Below are 17,361 nucleotides of genomic sequence, written 5' to 3' on the forward strand. Positions count from 1 at the left end.
AAGTACAACGATGAAACTGCTTCGTTATGGGCCGAAAGGCCAGGAAAAGCCCGGCATGCTGGACGCGCAGGGCAAGATTCGCGATCTGTCGAAGGTGATCGGCGATATCGACGGCGCCGCGCTCACCGACGAAGGTCTGGCCAGACTGCGCGCGCTCGACCCGGCGTCGCTGCCGCTCGTCGAAGGCAATCCGCGCATGGGGCCGTGCGTCGGCAAGATCGGCAAGTTCATCTGCATCGGGCTGAATTATGCGGACCACGCGGCCGAATCCAATCTGCCGGTGCCGGCCGAGCCGGTGATCTTCAACAAGTGGACGAGCGCCATTTCCGGTCCGAACGACGACGTCGAAATTCCGCGCGGCTCGAAGAAGACCGATTGGGAAGTCGAACTGGGCGTGGTGATCGGCAAGCCGGCGAAATATATCGACGAAGCCAATGCGCTCGACCACGTCGCCGGGTATTGCGTGATCAACGACGTGTCGGAACGCGAATGGCAGATCGAACGCGGCGGTACGTGGGACAAGGGCAAGGGCTTCGATACCTTCGGCCCGATCGGCCCGTGGGTCGTCACACGCGACGAAGTCGCCGATCCGCAGAACCTGAACCTCTGGCTCGAAGTGGACGGCCATCGCTACCAGAACGGCAACACGAAGACGATGGTGTTCGGCGTCGCGAAGCTGGTTTCGTATGTGTCGCAGTGCATGAGCCTGCAACCGGGCGACGTGATCTCGACGGGCACGCCGCCCGGTGTCGGCATGGGCGTGAAGCCGAATCCGGTGTTCCTGAAGCCGGGTCAGACCGTCCGCCTCGGAGTCGAAGGTCTCGGCGAGCAGACGCAGAAGACGTACGCGGCGGAGTAACCCAGCGGAGTATCTCTCGCGCTCCGTTGAACGGCGTTGCGGTTGTGCCGTTGTAAAAGGCCGTTCCCTCGGCATGCGGGAACGGCCTTGTCGTTTAGAGCGCCACCATCCTCCGCGCCGCTGGGCGAGCAGCCGTGCAAGCAGATCGACGAGTCGGCCAGTGCGCTCGTTCTGCCCATCCGGAAATCGTGCGTTAAGAGACTGACCGCGTCGCGGCTGCGCCGGTCCGATTCAGACGCATCATGAAGCAGGGAAGGCGGCCGGTCCACGGCTCGCGCAAGAGTCCCCTATCGACCGGCGGCGTGTGGTGGATGTCGGCGCGCACATTCCGGCAAATGCAGCCCACGCCGACCGTCCAGATATCGCCTTGGTCTACCTGCAAGCGGTGTCGTCAGCTCGCCGGTTCATGCTCGCCGTTTTCACCGATCCGGTTGACCGTGCCTTGCGCGACCGCGACCAGCTTTTCGCGGTTGCCTTCCATCACGTACACGTAGCATTGACAGGTCGCCTGGTGCCGTCCCGCGTAGACCACCTTCGCGCGAGCGATCAGCGTGCCGTTCATCACCGGGCGCAGATAGTTGATCTTGTATTCGCCCGTCACGACTTTGGGCCCGAGCGACAACGCGCCCGCGAATGTCAGCGCATTGTCGGCCAGATAGCTGAGCACCCCGCCATGCACGAAGCCATGCTGCTGCCGCAGTTCGTCGCGGATCGGCAGGCTCAGGGTGAGCTCGCTCGTGCCCGTATGCATCAACTCTGCGCCTAGCAGCATGCTGAACGGCTGGGCATGCAGTGCGCCGCGCGCCCGGTCGAGAAGGTCGGTCATCGTGATTCCTTCGGGCAAGGCCCGCAGTGGCATCGCACGGTGTGCGTTGAAGTCCCTACCCACTCTAGGAAGCGTGGATGCGCTGCGTCAAGGTGATTCAGAAAAATGTGTGCCGGATTGTTGCGCGAAACACGCTCAGTCATGACGTTGAGCGATGAAAAGCCCCCGTAGGCCGATTTTTGGCGAAATTGGTCTCAAGCTGGGCGACGGCCTGCCGTTAACCCTGATTCAGTTCACGTCATTCTTTTGAGTTAGGTGTTCGAGATGTTCAGCAAGATCAAGGTCGCGTCCGGCCTGTTGTGTGTTCTGGCCGCGTTCTGCGTCTTCCAGCTTGTCACGGTGGGTCTCGGCTTCTGGTCGCTTACCCGCACCCATGACGACGTGGGCGATCTGTCGAACATCGCTTTGCAACAGGTGGACGCGGTCAACGAAACGACCCAGCGGTTGATGGATGCGCGCATCAACCTGTCGCGCGCCGGTACGCGCATGGTGCGCGGCGGCGCGGAGCCGACGGACATCGTGCAGCACGCGCGCGAGCAGCTGACGGCCGCCGATCAGTCGTTCGTCACCTTCATGAGCGCGCGAAAGAGCAGTGACGAAAACAGCACGCGCGCCACGGCGCTCGCCGAGCGCTATAAAAAGCTGCACGACGCGCTCGCCGAACTCGTGCAGTTTCTCGACTCCAGCAACATCCAGGCCTTCCTCGATCAACCGACCCAGTCGTTCCAGGATGCCTACCTCGCCGAGTCGCACCACTTCGTGCAATTCGGCGACGCCGCGAGCCGCGCTTCGCTCGATTCGATCGACGCGCGCATGGCGATGTTTCGCGTCGTCAGCATCGTGATCCTGCTGGCGCTGGTGGGCGGCACGCTCGCGGTCCATGCGGCGTTGCGCCGGGGCGTGGTGGCGCCGCTGGAGGAAGCGGGTCGCCACTTCGAGCGGATCGCGCAAGGACGTCTCGACCAGCCGATCGCCTCGCGCGGCACCAACGAGATCGGCCGGCTGTTCTCGGGGCTCGCGAAGATGCAGGCGAGCGTCGCGCGCACTGTGCAGAGCGTTCGCGAATCCGCCGACTCGATCCACCTCGGCGCCGATGAAATCGCCACCGGCAACGCCGATCTCTCCGCGCGCACCGAAAACCAGGCGGCATCGCTCGAAGAAACCGCGTCGAGCATGGAGGAGCTGACCTCGACCGTGCGCCAGAACGCCGATCACGCCCGCCAGGCGAGCGCGCTCGCCGGCACGGCGCTCGAAGCGACCTCGCGCGGCAGCGAAGTGGTCAACGAGGTGGTCGAGAAGATGCGCGGGATTGCGCAAAGCTCGGACAAGATCGCCGAGATTATTTCCGTGATCGACGGCATTGCGTTCCAGACCAACATCCTTGCGCTGAACGCGGCGGTCGAGGCGGCGCGCGCGGGCGAGCAGGGGCGTGGTTTCGCCGTGGTGGCGGGTGAAGTGCGCGGCCTCGCGCAGCGCAGCGCGCAGTCGGCCAAGGAAATCAAGACCTTGATCAGCGAATCGGCCGCGGCGATTCAGGGCGGTTCGACGCTCGTCGAGCATGCCGGCGAAGCGATGACCCACGTGTCCGCGTCCATTTCGCGCGTCACGCAGATGATGGCGGAAATCAGCGCGTCGTCGCTCGAGCAGAGCACCGGCATCGAGCAGGTCAACCAGGCGGTGATACAGATGGACCAGATGACGCAGCAAAATGCGGCGCTCGTCGAACAGGCCGCGGCGGCCGCGGCTTCGCTGCATCAACAGACCCGGCAATTGAAGCAGGCGGTTTCCGTCTTCGAAATTTCTGAAACTGTGTTGCGCACGCAACAGCGTGAGGAGATGGGCGTGCCGGGCACGGGGTTCGGGGTCTCCGAAAGGCGCGCGATTTAAGCCGGGCCGGCGCTAAAAAACGGTATTTCTGCCAAGAAAATGGCCCGCTTTCGCGGGCCATTTTGCATCAGACGCAAGCGCCTAAGGGTGCCTCGAAGTACCTTGGGTACTTAGGCCGGCTGGATGTTTGCAGCCTGCTTGCCCTTCGGGCCTTGCTTAACTTCGAACGACACCTTCTGGTTTTCCTGCAGGGACTTGAAGCCGCTGCCTTGAACTTCCGAAAAGTGCGCAAACAGGTCTTCGCCGCCGTCGTCCGGCGTGATGAAGCCAAAGCCCTTTGCATCGTTAAACCACTTCACAGTACCTGTTGCCATTTTTGATCCAGTAAATGTTGTGTGTTGCATTCGCGACCGCTATTTCTCAACACGAGATCGAGCGCGAAGGGAGAGTTGTATCACGTCTTTATGAAGGACGCCAACCCAGGCGTATCCGGGTATTCCCCCGTTTCAACTTTTTTCAGCGCTTCGAAAGCGGTTGGAAGGTTTTCGAAGGGGCTGCGCCGGGTAGGGTAAACTGCGCGTATTACTTTTCCAGGAAAAACATTGACACATTATCTGCAAGAAGAACTCACGTCGTTCTGGAGTCGTTTGACCCCCTATCTCGCGGTATTGGAGTCTAAGTCCCCTCAGGAAGACGCGCCGGACCCCGTCGGCCGCATCACCGTCGATACCGAAGACCGTCAGGCTTTCGCCCTGCACACGACCGATCGCAAGCCGCAAGGCGATATGTCGGACATTCCCACCGGACAAAGCGCAACCTATATGCGTTTCAAATCATCCGAGGCCGGTTGGGGGCCTTGGCAGCGCGAAGCGTATTGATCAGGCCGGTGGACGCTGCTCATGCAGGCTACCGTTTGCGAGACCGTCGATGGTGTCGAGCGGCCTTGAGGATGACCGCGTCGCTCAGCCTTTTCTCGCGCTGCGGCGAGTTCGCTCGTAAAAATCGTTTGGCTTGGCGCGAACCCAGCGTACGAAAGTCCGGACCGCCTCGTCAGCCAGCAGCGCTTCGATCGTCGAATAGTGCTGCGCCAATTCGTTTTCCGTGAAAAGCGCGTGAATCTGGCGGTGGCAGATGCGGTGTAGCGCGGCGACGTCTTTACCGCCCTTGGTTTTCGGCACCCAGTGGTGCAAGTCGCGCTGACTCGGCGGAATCGGCCGCCCGCAGAGCGGGCAGTTTTCGTCGGCGGGCGGTGGCTGGTACCACGGTTCGGCGAGTTTTTTGGCCATGGCCGGAACAGGCGATCGTGCCGTCAGTCGCGCTTGGGCGCCGGTTGACTGTGAGCGGGCGCCAAAGCGCAAAGGCGCTCAAACCGGCAACGCGGCGTAAGCGGTAGCCAGGTGGTAAGGCGTGGTGGACGGCATGTCGGCACGCACGATGTCGCCGGCCGGCGTCTTGCATTCGGACCAGCCTTGCGCATGCAGAAAGCGTTGCTCGAACAATTCCATTTGCCGGGGCAGCGCCGCGCGCGCGGCAGGGTCGTCCTGACAAGCCAGCGCGCGCAGATATTCGGTTTGGGCCCAGATTCGCTGCGTCGCGTCCTTGATCCCGCCGGTTTCGTCGAGCGATGCGCAAACGCCGCCGCTTGTCCGGTCCACGCCATAGCGCTGCGCGAAGACGAACGCACGTGTCATCGCTTCTTTCAGACCCGTGCCTTCGAAGAGACCGCCCGCCTGCCTGACCAGCCAGAACCACTCGAACTGGTGCCCGGGTTCCAGGCGGTTGTCACGCGTGCCAATCGGCAATTCGGCGATGCAGCCGGTCGGCGCATGCACGAAGTGATGCGCGACCGCGCCGGCCAGACGGCGCAATGCCGCGTCGAACACGTTGTCGCGCGTGGCTTCGCACGCGGCGAGCCAGGCTTCGGTGAGATGCATCAGCGGATTCTGGACCGGCGTGCCGGTGACAGTGCCGAAGTCCGCCGTGAGCGCGGCGTTGAACAGGTCGCCGTCGGCCGCGAAGTGCGACTGAATCAACGCCGATGTGTTGTGCACCAGCTTCAGCGCATCCGGGTCGCCGCAACGCTGCGCATACTCAGTGCATGCGAACACGACGAACGCATGCGTGTAGAGGTCTTTGGTGGTATCGAGCGGCGCGCCCTGCGCGTCCACGCTGTAAAACCATCCGCCATGGACTGTGTCCCGGAAGGTATGCGCGAGCGAATCGAACAGCACTTTCGCATGCTGCGCGTCGCCGGCTTTCGCAAACACGAACAGCTGGCGCGCGCAGGCCATCGCCCGGTAGCGCTCGGCGGGCAGCGGGGCGTGGTCCTTGGCGCTGAACGCTTCGTAGGGCAGCTTTAGCGCGCTGTTGAAGCCAGGGCCGCGCCAGATGGGCAGCACCACGCCCATGAAGTGATCCCGCAGTGCGGTGGCACGAGCGATTGTCGAAGCGGCGGCAGAGTTCATACTTGGCATAGTGAAGTTGTGGTCAGCCGCGCAGTTGCGAAGCATCCGCGCTCCCGGTGCGCAGCCTGCGCCACGGAGTGACGCGGCGCCACCGAGTGACGCACGGGCGCGCACACGCGCTGCAAAGCAACCGATGCCAGGCGGTTTGCGCGCGATGGCATCGACATTCGCATGGGCGGGTGCTGCGGCAGTCAGCGCAATCCGCGCGGCGGCGTGCAGCGTAGCACAAAGCAAACGGCCCCCGCTGACACGCCGGCACACGTGCGCGGCGCGCTTGAAATATTACCGGCAAGGAGGAAAAAACAATGCTGGGAAACTTCGAACTCATTTCCCGTCTGGTGCTGGCCGCGGCGCTCGGCAGCGTTATCGGCTTCGGGCGCGAACGGCTGTCGTGGGCGGCGGGGCTGCGCACGCACATGCTGGGCTGCGTCGGCTCGACGCTCATCATGATCGTGTCGGCCTAGGGTTTCGCCGATGTGCTGACCGGCGAACACGTCGTGCTCGACCCGTCGCGGATGGCCGCTCAGGTCGTATCGGGCATTGGCTTTCTGGGCGCGGGCTCGATTCTGCTGCGCGGCGAGATCGTGCGCGGGCTGACTACCGCGGCGAGCCTGTGGTCGGTCGCAGCGATCGGCCTGGCGGTGGGCGGCGGGCTGTACACGGCGTCGATCGCGGCGACCATCATCATTCTGATCATTCCTCGCGGGCATCAAGCCGATGGAACGGCGCTTCATCACGGTCAAGCAACGGCGCCAGTACCGATGATCGTCGGGCGCGGCAGCATGACGTTCCATTCGTTGCACGACGAACTCGGCGCCGCGAGTCCGCGCGTCAAGCAATTCGTGATGCAGCAAAGCGACGACTCGCCAGACTGCGACGAAGTCATGCTGACCTTGCACCGGGTGTCGAACACGGAATACGAAGCGATCTGCGCGCGTTTGCGTGGACTGCGCGGCGTCAAGGAGTTTCGGCAGGACGACGTGTCGTCCTGAAGCGCGAAAATCTGCGTCCGATGGCTTCGGCGGCTGCGGGCGACCATGCGACAATGCGGTCCCGAAAAATCCCAACGGCATTGACGAGCGGAGTTCGGCGCCTCGTTCCCGGGCGACGACCGCTCTTTTCTATATGGCAGATTCCGCAGCATCCCCACCGTCCCGGCCTTCCCGAGCTGCTTCCAGCAAGCAGCGCCAGCCTACCGTCTCTACCGAAACCGAAAACAAGCTGGCGCGCGCGGCCCGTTCCGCACAACGCCTCGCGCAACTCAGCGGCGCCTCGCGCGACGACAGCACCCTCGACCTGTTTCCCGACGATCCCACGCGTGCGACGCTGCAAGCGATGAACGTCGACGTCCGGCAAGGCACGCTGCGTGGCTTCGAATTGCCCGACGCGGTGCTCGCGGCGGTGGGCGCGATCGATGCCGGCGACGGCATGCCGCTCGACACGACGGGCCTGCGCCGAGCGCCGCGTTCCCCGAGGGCTGACGAGCCGGCGCCGATGAGTCCAAAAATGAGCGGGCTTGAGAGCGAGGTGCCGGCGGCCCTGGCTTTGGGTGCTGGGGAATTGGGCTGGTCGGAAGTGAACTCCGGGATAGGTGTGACCGTTGAAGGGGGCTCGCAACAGGCCATGCAACATGAAGAGGAGTCGGCTGACGCCGTGCCCGATCCGGCTGCGCCGCTCACGCCTGCTATGGCGGCCGCAACCGTCGCCCGGAGCGTGACCGTGCTGCGTCAGACGGCCGAAGCTGGCGGGGCGGCGGATTCGGCGGGTGCAGCGACAGCAGGCGGCAGTAAGCCACCGCAACGGTCTACCCCAACGCGCGGGAAGGCGACGACGGCCGCGCGCGAAGCGGCTGGTACTACAGGTGAGGTGGCTGCGACCGGAAGCAAAGCGGCGAACGAGCTTGCCGGAAGCGTTGAGAGGCAAGGGGACGCTGCCCCTGCCGGGCAAGTCGAGGCACTTGCTCCGAAGCCGGGTGTGCAGCGGTCGGCCAATACGTTAGCGTCCGCGGCCAACGGCAATGTAGCGTCCGCGGCCAACGCCAACGCCAACGCCGCGTTCGCGGCATCGCCGTGGCGCGAAGCCCAACGCGCGGATGCGACTGCGACTGCACTGCGCGCCGCGCCGGAACTCGATCGCGCGAGGGCAACGGCCTTTGCCGATACCATCGACGCGTTATATGGCGTCATCGCCGATCAGCGCCGCGCCGCGACCGATCATTCGCGCAGCCTGAAATGGATGCTGTCGATCGTCGTCGGTGCGCTGCTGGTCACGGTCGCGATCGGCATCACGCAGACGGTGCTGCTCATGCGTCTGACTCGGGAGACCACTGCCCAGCAACACCGCATCGAACAGATCGTGCAGAACCAGCAGACTGCCATGGCAAGCCTGGTGGACATGCGTCTCGCGATGACCAACGCGGCGGCGCTCACTGCCGCTTCCCCGACGCCGCCGCCGGCACCCGCCACGCCGAAGCCGATCGCTGCGATTCCTGCGCGCGGCAAGCACCCGTCGGGAGCGCAGCAGGGGCATCGCGTGAAGGCGATTGGCGGGCATTGACCGACAGCACGGCCGCTGCGGTGCGCCGCGTGCGTGGCGCGCATCTCCGTCGCCGTCCTGCGATAGCGTGGAGGAGGCCGCCGCGCAAACCGGACTCCGAAAAATTGCTGCACTGCACTAGCTTTTTACTAGGGAAAACCCCTATAATACTTGCTAAGGGAAAACCCTAGAGAACGCAGCAACCAACCGGGAGTCGCCATGAGTTTCATTTTTGCATTGTTCCAAAAGGTCAGCGACCTCTTTGCGTCGCCTCATCTGCCGCTGGATGCGGACTACTCCTACGCAGCGCGTAGCCGCGAAGCGCAGCGCGTGCGTCGCGCACATTCCACGTTGTTCGGCATCAAGCTGATCGACTAAGCGCCACGCAGAAGCTCCTGAGCGCTTAAACGGCGCACGGGCGGCATGTCGCATGTCGACATGCATGATGAAAGCCGCGCCACGCAGCTCGCGTAGTGCGGTTTTTTTTGCCGCTCACCGCTTTTGCCGGGGTCGGCCCAGGCGAAGTCAGCGCTTGCCAAATATTTCCCCGGCGAAATCAATGTAACGCCGCCTGACGCGCAGCCGGCGTTTGTCGCCGCCCACCTTCCCTGCAACGCTTGGCCGATAGGCTCTCCGCGCGAAACCCTGGCTTCGCGATCCGTCCCCATCTCTGAAATGTCTACTTACAAGTGTTCACGTCTTCACGCAGTGTGCGCCGCTACAGTGGTTCTCAAGCGTACGGCGTCCGAGCCGAAATTCGAAGCCTGAAGCAATTACGAGGTGATGACCGAACGAACACGGACGCCGGCTCTGAACAACTTAATGGGAGGTCACTATGAAAACCTTTAACAAGACATCGCGTTCTATTGTCGCAACCCTGATCGCAGGTGGCGCATTGCTCGCCGGCGGCAGCGCCTTCGCTCAGCAACGCGTGTTCGTCGAGAATGGCCACGGACCGGTCGCATACGGTCAGCCGCACATGGTGCCGACGGACGTATCGATCAATGTCGGCTGGCACGGCGACCGTTATTACGACGGCCACCGCTATTGGGGCCACGACGAGTGGATGCGCAATCACCCGCACGATCGTGATCCGCATCGTCACGACGATCATCGCGAGCCGCATCGTTATTGATGCACGCGTGACGCCGGCGCCCGGCGCGGCATGAAGTCGTTCACAAAGCCGGTCGTTCCTCGCGGACGACCGGCTTTGTTACGTTCGGCCTGCCCAGCCGGCGCGCTGCGCTATGCTTGAAGGCTTTCATCGACGGCAACAGGAGAGCGGCGTGGACAAGGCAAGCGTAACGATAGGCGTCGTAGGCACCGGATTGATGGGCGTCGGCATTGCGACGCAAAGCGCGTTGCACGGATACCGGACGGTCGTTCACGACGTCGACGCGGCGCGGCTCGCGAGCGTCACGCCCAAAGCGCAAGCCGTGCTCGACGAATTGATCGACGCCGGCCGTATCGACCAGACAGCCGCGCGAGCGGCCCTCGCGCGCATTGAAACTCATGAGCAACTGGATGCGATAGCCTCGGCACAATTCGTGATCGAGGCGATTCCAGAGGTGCTCGAAATGAAGCATCGCCTGTATGCGGCGCTGAGCGGCCTGCTGGCCGACGATGCGATTCTCGCGAGCAATACTAGTGGCTTCCCGCCCGATCAATTGGCCGCGCCGCTGCGGGCGAAAGAGCGTTTTCTGATCGCCCATTTCTGGAACCCGCCGCATATGATTCCGCTCGTCGAGGTGGTGCCGGGCACAGCGACCGCGCCAGAAGTGACTCAGCAAACCGCGGCGTTGATGAGCGCAATAGGCATGGAACCGGTGGTACTGACCAGGGCGATTCCCGGTTTTGTCGGCAACCGCTTGCAGTTCGCGGTGTTGCGCGAGGCGTTGCATATCGTTCGTTCAGGCGCGGCGACGCCGGAGGTGGTCGATCGGGTGATGAAGGCGTCCTTGGGGCGCCGCTGGGGGATCGTCGGTCCGCTCGAAGGCGCGGACATGGGCGGGCTCGACACCTTTCTCGACATTTCCATCCACCTGATGCCCGAACTCGCGAAGGACGAAGACGTGCTGGACCTGCTGCGCCAACAGGTCGACGCCGGGCGCGTCGGCGTGCGCAGCGGCGCGGGCTTCTATGACTGGGACGAAGCGCGTCTGGCGCAGGTGAGAGAAGCGCGTAGACAACTGCTCAGCCGCGGTTGATCGAGGCCATTGACCATCCGTGAGCGCGAGTCAGCGCCGTGAAAGCGCCAGCTTCGCGCGGTGTAGCGCTAAAGCAAAAATGCAAAGCTGAAAGCGCGTCGGCGCGAGGCGCGCTTCGCAACGGGGTTCATGCTGCGGTATAACTAGTCCCTCGCATCACCTTGCCGACTGCCACCTGATCTCATGGCCCATTACTTCTACGACCCGCTCGCCGGTCACGGCCTGCCGCATGACCCGTTCAAGGCTATTGTCGCGCCGCGTCTGATCGGCTGGATTTCCTCGCGCGATACGCAAGGCACGCTGAACCTCGCGCCGTACAGTTTCTTCGGCGCGTTCGCCAGCTTTCCGCCGATCATCGGCTTCTGCAGCGAGGGCCGCAAAGACAGCGTCGCCAACATCGAAGCCACTGGCGAATTCGTCTGGAATCTCTCGACACGGCCGCTTGCCGAGCAGATGAACCGTTCGTCGGCGCCGGTTGCACCGCACGTCGACGAATTCGAACTCGCGGGTCTCACGCCTGCGCCGGGCCGCAACGTCGCCGTGCCGCATGTGGCGGAATCGCCCGCCGCGCTCGAATGCAAGCTGCTGCAGGTCGTGCGCCTGCATACGCTCGACGGTGAGCCGATGGATAACTACCTGTCGCTCGGTCAGGTGGTCGGTGTGCACATCAACGAGGCCTATCTGAAAGACGGCCTGTTCGACACGCACGCCGCGCAGCCGATCATGCGCGCGGGCTATCGCGCCGACTATGCGCAAATCGGCGAAATGTTCCAGATGTTCCGCCCGACTGCCTGAACACCGCCGGTATTCCAGTGACGCCGGACCGCGCCATGCCGCGCTGCATAGCGCACCGGTCGCCGCCCCGCGAACGCCGTGCTTGTTACGGTCATGATCGGGACTCGCACATCGCGACTGTGCTGAAGGGCTCGGATGGCGGCGGCGCGAGCTTGTCGTAGTCGCCGCTTGCGCCGCTTGCGCCTATTGATGGCCGCGAGCGCTTAAACCTGCGAGCGCCCCACGCGCCCCGACGTGCCGCTCCACGTACGCAACAGCAGCGCATTGGTGACGACGCTCACGCTCGAAAACGCCATCGCCGCCCCCGCTAGCATCGGATTGAGCAAACCCAAAGCGGCAAGCGGAATGCCGATCAGGTTGTAGACGAACGCCCAGCACAGGTTCTGCTGGATTTTTCGCCAGGTCTTGCGCGAGATGTCAATGGCGTCCGCTACCAGCGCCGGATCGCCGCGCATCAGCGTGATGGCCGCCGCGTGCATGGCGACGTCGGTGCCGGTTGCCATTGCGATGCCGACGTCGGCGGCCGCGAGCGCGGGGGCATCGTTGATGCCGTCGCCTGCCATCGCGACGATGCCCGTCCGGCGGATCTTCAGATCGCGGATCACGCGGGCCTTGTCGTCGGGCAGCACTTGCGCGTGAAATTCGTCGATGCCGAGCGCCTTCGCGACGCTCGCCGCACTGCCGCGGTTGTCGCCGGTGATGAGCACGCTCACGATGCCCATCCGCGCCAGCCGTTGGACGGCGGCGCGCGCGGTGGGTTTGACGGTGTCGCCGAAAGCGATCAGTGCGAGCGCCTGCGGCGGTAGCGGGGCGCGCTGCATCAGCCACGAGATCGTGTTGCCCGCGGCTTCGAGCTCATGAGCGCGCGCGGCGAGCGCGGGCGGCAGATCAATGCCGAGTTCATCGAGCCAGCGTGTGCTGCCAAGCGCAAGCGTACGGCCTTCGACTTCCGCTTCGACGCCACGCCCGGCGACCGCTCGGGCGGCCATGGCTCGAGGCGCGTATGGGCGCGTGGCCGCAGTCGCGGCGCTGGCATGCGTTGATGACGTCTCTGTGGCGACCGCTGCTGTGTCCGCTGTCCGGGCCGCGTGCGCTGTCGGCGGTGCTGTGTGCGCTGTCAGCGTCGGTTGCCCTGCCCCCGCCGGGGTTACGCCGCTTGCCGCAGCCGGCTGCGCCGCTTCATATGCGTTCACCACCGCTCGCGCCAGCGGATGGTCGCTGTGGCGCTGCACTGCGGCGGCCAGCGCCAGCGCGTCGTCGCGATTCATCCCGCCGACCGGCTCAAAAGCCGTCACGGACGGCTGGCCGAGCGTGAGCGTACCCGTCTTGTCGAAGGCGACGATCGCCACCCGATGCGCCATTTCCAGCGCTTCGGCGTCCTTGATCAGCACGCCGTGCCGGGCCGCGACGCCGGTGCCGGCCATGATCGCCGCCGGCGTCGCCAGCCCGAGCGCGCATGGGCAAGCGATCACCAGCACAGCAACCGCGTTCAGGATTGCCGTCTCGCCGCCGGCTCCCGCGATCAGCCAGCCGATCAACGTCAGCACGGCAATCGCCAGAATTGCCGGCACGAAGATTTCGCTGACCCGGTCAACCAGCCGCTGGATCGGCGCCTTCTCCGCCTGCGCGCTTTCCACGAGCCGGATGATCCGCGCGAGCGTCGTCTCGGCGCCGATCGCGGTGGTCGTCACCGCAAGCGCGCCTTCGCCGTTGATCGAGCCGGCAGTGACCGCATCGGCGGGCTGTTTCGGCACCGGCAGACTTTCGCCGGTGATCAGCGATTCGTCGATATGCGTACGGCCTTCGAGCACCGCGCCGTCGACCGGCACGCGTTCGCCCGGACGCACGATCACCACCGTGCCGACCCGCACTTGCGCGAGCGGCACCTCGCGTTCGCCGCCGCCGTCGACGCGAATGCGCGCCCGCTCGGGGCGCAGCGCGTTGAGCGCGCGGATCGCGTCGGTCGTCTGGCGCTTGGCGCGCGCTTCGAGCCACTTGCCGAAGCGCACCAGCGTGATCACCACCGCCGACGCCTCGAAGTAAAGATGCATCGTGTCGCCGGGATGCATCGCGACTTCGTACAGGCTGATGCCATAAGCCGCCGACGTGCCGAGCGCCACCAGCAGATCCATGTTGCCCGCGCCGGCCCGCACGGCCCGGTAAGCCGCGCGATAGAAGCGCGCGCCGAAGACGAACTGCACGATCGACGCGAGCGCGAATTGCAGCCACGGCGGCAGCATCGTCTGCATGCCGAACCATTCGCCGACCATCGGCGCGACCAGCGGCAGCGTCAGCGCTGCGCACACGAGCACAGCGGCCAGTTCGCGGCGCGACTCGTTGCGTTTGCGCTCCCTGTGGGCAACGGCGGTCGAGGCGGCCGCGGTGGTGGGGCGGCCGGGCGCCTCGGCGGCTGCGGCTGCGTCCGGCGGCGCGATCCAGTCCGCCTCGTAGCCGGCTTTCTTGACTGCGGCGATCAGCGCATTTGGAGTAACGCTCGCGTCCTGCAGATCGACGCTGGCGGTCTCGGTCGCCAGATTCACTGACGCGCGGGTGACGCCAGGCACTTTGGCGAGCGCCTTTTCGACGCGCAATGCGCAGGAGGCGCAGGTCATTCCGCCGATCGCCAGTTCCGTCGCGCGTGGCGCCTGAAGCGGTGCGTCATCGGCAGGCGCGGACGGCGCGGCTTCATAGCCCGCTTTGCGCACGGCGGCGGCAAGCGTTTCCGGCTCGACCGAGGCGTCGCTTTCGACGCGCGCGCGCTCCGTGGCGAGGTTCACCGACGCACGCGTGACCCCTGGCACTTTGGCGAGCGCTTTTTCAACCCGCAGCGCGCACGACGCGCAAGTCATGCCGCCAATTTCGAATTCGGCGAGTCGGGTGGGGGCGGGGGACGCGGCGTCGGCGCGCCGCGGATCGGCAAGGTCGGGCATGGTGGATCAGGCTCTTGGCGGCATTGGGCCGCATCGTGAATTCAGTATCGACCTTCCCATGGCGGGAATGTCAAGAACGGACGACCCATCGAGCGAGCTGGGCCGCCGACCGGGCGTCGCGAAACGTGCGTTCACAGAGCCGGCGGCGCGTCCAGCATGGCCTGTCCGACGGCCTGCTGCTGATCGCCGGCGCGCGCGAGCAGCGTATTAGCCGCGCCGCGACGGTCAGCGGCATCCTTGTTCTGGCTGAGCTTCCACTTGCCGACCAGCCGCGTCACTTCGATCTCGATCCCGACAATCGCACCAAGCATCTGCGCGATGAAGTCGGTGGGCGCATCGCCCATTTTCCAGGGGACCGGCTCGCCGGCTTCCATCTTGCGGGTGAGTCGCGCGACGAGGCCGCGCACGAACGACTCGTCGTCGCGTACGACGATCTTGCCGTGCGCGTGCACCACCATATAGTTGTACGTCGGCACCTGCCGATGCGTTTCATGCTTGCTGGGATACCACGTCGGCGAGATGTAGGCGGCCGGCCCCTGGAAGATGACCAGGGCGTCGGGATGCATGGCGGCTTCCTTCCAGACGGGGTTCGCGCGTGCGACGTGGGCGCGCAGGATGCAACGCGCGCCCGTTATCGCGCCGTCCGCCAGGGCGGCAGCCTGCGCGTCGCCGGATTCGCGTTCTGGCTGCGACTCGTTGCGTGCGCAGACGAGCTCCGCGTCGAAGGGCAGGTGGTTCGCGTCGAGCCCATTGGGGCCGAGCGTAATCAACGCGCCGAACGGCTGCTCGACCATCAGGCGATGCAGAAGCTCTGGGCGGTTCTCTTCGAAATGGGCTGGCATATACATTGACGCGCTCCGGATACGAAAACGGAAAAGCTTAAAGGCCCGAAAGAACAGAACGAGCAAACGGTGTCGACGCGTCGGCGGGCCGGGCCTTCGCTACGCGAGGCACAGCAGCAATGCGTCAAAAGCATCCACCGTACTGTAACTGGAGTCCGGCCGGGCACGACGAAGCGTCATCGCAGCCTTTGCGCTTGCCTGCTAACGAAGGATACGATACAACCCGAAGTTGGCATCGCGAACCGCGGACTGGCTGCGCTGGGCTTTGGGAGACCACGCATGCAGGCGTCGCCGCGCGTCGGCATCTCCCATAGCACCGCACGTTCCGCTATCTGAACGAATGTTAAAAAGTCGCCGAGCACCACTTTCGATCCACTGGACCTGCGCGTCGCTTGCAGGCCTCTTATTTCTGGCCGGTTGCGCGTCGACCCCGTCCGCGCCGCCAAAGACCGCTGGCTGGATCAAGGACGAAGTTGCCGATTCCTACGTATTCGGCTATCCGCTGGTGCTAATGGGCGTCGCGCGCGACGCGGCGGTCGGCACCGGGCCGGGCCAGGCGCCCCTGAACACGCTGCGTCACGCGCAGGCCTTGCCGCCGATCGGCGCAGCCAATCCGCCACGGCCGAGCGTCGACACGCTCGATTCGACCGGTTGGCTCGACCTCGGCGGCGAGCCGGTGGTCATCGCACTGCCCGATTCGCATGGTCGCTATGTCGACGCTCGCGTGCTCGATATGTGGACCAATGTCGTGTGGTCGACCGGCTCGCAGTTGGCGACCGGTGCGAAGGGCCTGAAAACGCAAGCCATCGCGTTCGTCGGGCCGCGCTGGCAAGGCGATCTGCCACAAGGCGTGAAACGCGTGGATGTGCCGACCCGCAATGCATGGGTGAGCGTGCGCATCCAGTCGAACGGCGCGCGCGACTTCGCGGCCGTTCGCAAGCTGCAACGCGCGATTCGCGTCGAGCCGCTGAGCGTCTACACCGGCGAGGCGCCCCGCGCGGGCGACATGCGCGAGGCGGGCACCGCACCGGTTGCGCCGCCGCGCGGCAGCGCCGCCGATACCGCGACCGGCACCCATGGCACGCCGGCCGCGCAAGTTGCGGCGCTCGACGCCAAAGGCTTCTTTAGCCGTCTCGCGGCCGCGTTGCCCGACAATCCGCCGACCCCTGCCGACCCGCATGCGCTGACGATTCTCTCCGACCTGGGCGTGACGCCCGGTGAGCCGGTGAGCTTGCCGGGCGCGCCGGATGCGATCGCCGCGGGTCTCGCCGACGGTCGCGAGCGCGTCGCCAGCGCGCCGCCCAATTTGCTGAGCGGCAATGGCTGGAACTGGTTCGGCGATGGCGCGGGCAGTTACGGTCCGGACTACGCGCTACGCTCCTATGCCGCGAACATGCAACTGGGTGTCGGCACGCGCGAGGACGAAGTGCGCGCGGTCGTCGCGCAGGACAGCGACGGTCATCCGCTGAACGGCGCCAATCGCTACGTGATCCACTTCGCGCCGAATCAGTTGCCGCCGGTGCGGGGCTTCTGGTCGATCGCCGCATACACGAGGGACGGCGCATTGGGAGAAAGCGCGCCATCGCGTCTGGCGGTCGGCGACCGCACTGGCGCACACCGCAATCGCGACGGCTCGCTGGATGTGATCGTATCGTCCACTCGCGCACGCAACGGTAACTGGTTGCCTGCGCCGCGCACCGATCTGCAACTGGTGTTGCGTCTCTATGCACCGAAACCGCAAGCCGCCGACGGCAGTTGGCAACCGCCGGCCGTCGTGCGCCAATGAGATGGGTCGACGAAGTGTGCCGGCCAACGGTCGGAACTGAACCGCGCGTCAGTGGCATCGCGGCCGCGCGCGCATGACCTATCGAAATGCCGCATTTGCGCTCGCGTTGCTGCGACGCAAATGCGGCAAGAATGCAATGCAAACGGGACCGAAATGCGGCCCTGTTGCGCCGCCTTAATTGTCACCCGCGGCTGACATTTCTGTCCGCCACCCCCTTCACCACTTATACTGCCGCTTTGCGGGATTTTCGTTTTCGCGGCGGGCTTGCCGCCGCATTACCCAATACCGA

At 65.0% G+C, this 17,361-nt stretch carries 15 protein-coding genes and 1 pseudogene; 10 read left to right on the plus strand and 6 right to left on the minus strand.

The features are described from left to right. Positions 1–10 precede the first annotated feature (10 nt). Positions 11–859 carry an ureidoglycolate lyase gene (locus tag ABQJ48_RS13810; RefSeq protein ID WP_367838565.1) on the plus strand — a complete coding sequence of 283 codons (849 nt, stop codon included), beginning with the start codon at positions 11–13 and terminating at the stop codon, positions 857–859. 391 nt (positions 860–1,250) lie between these two features. Here the strand turns inward: ABQJ48_RS13810 and ABQJ48_RS13815 are convergent, their stop codons facing one another. After that, positions 1,251–1,685, minus strand: coding sequence for a PaaI family thioesterase (locus tag ABQJ48_RS13815; RefSeq protein ID WP_367838566.1), 435 nt, complete (start codon positions 1,683–1,685; stop codon positions 1,251–1,253). Positions 1,686–1,949: 264 nt separating this feature from the next. Between ABQJ48_RS13815 and ABQJ48_RS13820 the strand changes: the two genes are divergently transcribed. Then, positions 1,950–3,572 (plus strand): methyl-accepting chemotaxis protein, encoded by a 1,623-nt coding sequence (locus ABQJ48_RS13820; protein WP_367838567.1) that lies wholly within the window; start codon positions 1,950–1,952, stop codon positions 3,570–3,572. A 110-nt stretch (positions 3,573–3,682) separates the two neighbouring features. On the opposite strand, the gene ABQJ48_RS13825 is transcribed toward ABQJ48_RS13820, so the two are convergent. After that, a complete protein-coding gene (locus ABQJ48_RS13825) occupies positions 3,683–3,886 on the minus strand; it encodes a cold-shock protein (RefSeq protein ID WP_102632542.1) in 204 nt (67 codons plus the stop codon). A gap of 228 nt (positions 3,887–4,114) precedes the next feature. On the opposite strand from ABQJ48_RS13825, the gene ABQJ48_RS13830 reads away from it, so the two are divergent. Beyond that, the gene (locus ABQJ48_RS13830; protein WP_367838568.1) at positions 4,115–4,390 is read left to right on the plus strand and encodes a hypothetical protein; all 276 of its coding nucleotides are present in this window, start codon (positions 4,115–4,117) and stop codon (positions 4,388–4,390) included. Positions 4,391–4,474: 84 nt separating this feature from the next. On the opposite strand, the gene ABQJ48_RS13835 is transcribed toward ABQJ48_RS13830, so the two are convergent. Further along, positions 4,475–4,870: an HNH endonuclease signature motif containing protein gene (locus ABQJ48_RS13835; protein WP_367838569.1), complete on the minus strand. Its 396-nt coding sequence runs from the start codon at positions 4,868–4,870 to the stop codon at positions 4,475–4,477. A 6-nt stretch (positions 4,871–4,876) separates the two neighbouring features. Beyond that, positions 4,877–5,986, minus strand: a complete 1,110-nt coding sequence (locus tag ABQJ48_RS13840; RefSeq protein ID WP_367838570.1) for an AGE family epimerase/isomerase — start codon at positions 5,984–5,986, stop codon at positions 4,877–4,879. A gap of 296 nt (positions 5,987–6,282) precedes the next feature. On the opposite strand from ABQJ48_RS13840, the pseudogene ABQJ48_RS13845 reads away from it, so the two are divergent. The 6 genes and pseudogenes from ABQJ48_RS13845 to ABQJ48_RS13870 all read left to right on the plus strand — a co-directional run bounded on the left by ABQJ48_RS13845 (position 6,283) and on the right by ABQJ48_RS13870 (position 11,514). Further along, positions 6,283–6,969 (plus strand): annotated as a pseudogene (locus ABQJ48_RS13845) (MgtC/SapB family protein). Between the two features lie 133 nt (positions 6,970–7,102). After that, positions 7,103–8,533, plus strand: a complete 1,431-nt coding sequence (locus ABQJ48_RS13850) for a hypothetical protein (RefSeq protein ID WP_367838571.1) — start codon at positions 7,103–7,105, stop codon at positions 8,531–8,533. Between the two features lie 198 nt (positions 8,534–8,731). Then, positions 8,732–8,890 (plus strand): hypothetical protein, encoded by a 159-nt coding sequence (locus tag ABQJ48_RS13855; protein ID WP_367838572.1) that lies wholly within the window; start codon positions 8,732–8,734, stop codon positions 8,888–8,890. A 457-nt stretch (positions 8,891–9,347) separates the two neighbouring features. Further along, on the plus strand, positions 9,348–9,647 hold the full coding sequence (locus ABQJ48_RS13860) for a hypothetical protein (RefSeq protein WP_367838573.1): 300 nt from the start codon (positions 9,348–9,350) through the stop codon (positions 9,645–9,647). A gap of 112 nt (positions 9,648–9,759) precedes the next feature. Continuing rightward, positions 9,760–10,719, plus strand: a complete 960-nt coding sequence (locus ABQJ48_RS13865; RefSeq protein ID WP_473094137.1) for a 3-hydroxyacyl-CoA dehydrogenase family protein — start codon at positions 9,760–9,762, stop codon at positions 10,717–10,719. 183 nt (positions 10,720–10,902) lie between these two features. Next, positions 10,903–11,514, plus strand: coding sequence for a flavin reductase family protein (locus tag ABQJ48_RS13870; RefSeq protein WP_367838575.1), 612 nt, complete (start codon positions 10,903–10,905; stop codon positions 11,512–11,514). Between the two features lie 203 nt (positions 11,515–11,717). On the opposite strand, the gene ABQJ48_RS13875 is transcribed toward ABQJ48_RS13870, so the two are convergent. Both ABQJ48_RS13875 and ABQJ48_RS13880 read right to left on the minus strand, forming a co-directional pair. Next, positions 11,718–14,444 (minus strand): heavy metal translocating P-type ATPase, encoded by a 2,727-nt coding sequence (locus ABQJ48_RS13875; RefSeq protein WP_367838576.1) that lies wholly within the window; start codon positions 14,442–14,444, stop codon positions 11,718–11,720. Between the two features lie 131 nt (positions 14,445–14,575). Then, complete coding sequence (locus tag ABQJ48_RS13880; protein ID WP_367838577.1) at positions 14,576–15,292, minus strand: FMN-binding negative transcriptional regulator; 717 nt, start codon at positions 15,290–15,292, stop codon at positions 14,576–14,578. A gap of 334 nt (positions 15,293–15,626) precedes the next feature. Between ABQJ48_RS13880 and ABQJ48_RS13885 the strand changes: the two genes are divergently transcribed. Beyond that, on the plus strand, positions 15,627–17,072 hold the full coding sequence (locus ABQJ48_RS13885; protein WP_367838578.1) for a DUF1254 domain-containing protein: 1,446 nt from the start codon (positions 15,627–15,629) through the stop codon (positions 17,070–17,072). Positions 17,073–17,361 lie beyond the last annotated feature (289 nt).

This window comes from Paraburkholderia suaedae (assembly GCF_040812055.1).
GTDB lineage: Bacteria > Pseudomonadota > Gammaproteobacteria > Burkholderiales > Burkholderiaceae > Paraburkholderia.

What these genes read in the sequence shown, in the direction of transcription:
- ABQJ48_RS13810 (WP_367838565.1), top strand. Translation starts at nt 11, where the DNA reads ATGAAACTGCTTCGTTATGGGCCGAAAGGCCAGGAAAAGCCCGGCATG.
- ABQJ48_RS13815 (WP_367838566.1), bottom strand. Translation starts at nt 1,685, where the DNA reads ATGACCGACCTTCTCGACCGGGCGCGCGGCGCACTGCATGCCCAGCCG.
- ABQJ48_RS13820 (WP_367838567.1), top strand. Translation starts at nt 1,950, where the DNA reads ATGTTCAGCAAGATCAAGGTCGCGTCCGGCCTGTTGTGTGTTCTGGCC.
- ABQJ48_RS13825 (WP_102632542.1), bottom strand. Translation starts at nt 3,886, where the DNA reads ATGGCAACAGGTACTGTGAAGTGGTTTAACGATGCAAAGGGCTTTGGC.
- ABQJ48_RS13840 (WP_367838570.1), bottom strand. Translation starts at nt 5,986, where the DNA reads ATGCCAAGTATGAACTCTGCCGCCGCTTCGACAATCGCTCGTGCCACC.
- ABQJ48_RS13850 (WP_367838571.1), top strand. Translation starts at nt 7,103, where the DNA reads ATGGCAGATTCCGCAGCATCCCCACCGTCCCGGCCTTCCCGAGCTGCT.
- ABQJ48_RS13855 (WP_367838572.1), top strand. Translation starts at nt 8,732, where the DNA reads ATGAGTTTCATTTTTGCATTGTTCCAAAAGGTCAGCGACCTCTTTGCG.
- ABQJ48_RS13860 (WP_367838573.1), top strand. Translation starts at nt 9,348, where the DNA reads ATGAAAACCTTTAACAAGACATCGCGTTCTATTGTCGCAACCCTGATC.
- ABQJ48_RS13865 (WP_473094137.1), top strand. Translation starts at nt 9,760, where the DNA reads ATGCTTGAAGGCTTTCATCGACGGCAACAGGAGAGCGGCGTGGACAAG.
- ABQJ48_RS13870 (WP_367838575.1), top strand. Translation starts at nt 10,903, where the DNA reads ATGGCCCATTACTTCTACGACCCGCTCGCCGGTCACGGCCTGCCGCAT.
- ABQJ48_RS13875 (WP_367838576.1), bottom strand. Translation starts at nt 14,444, where the DNA reads ATGCCCGACCTTGCCGATCCGCGGCGCGCCGACGCCGCGTCCCCCGCC.
- ABQJ48_RS13880 (WP_367838577.1), bottom strand. Translation starts at nt 15,292, where the DNA reads ATGTATATGCCAGCCCATTTCGAAGAGAACCGCCCAGAGCTTCTGCAT.
- ABQJ48_RS13885 (WP_367838578.1), top strand. Translation starts at nt 15,627, where the DNA reads ATGTTAAAAAGTCGCCGAGCACCACTTTCGATCCACTGGACCTGCGCG.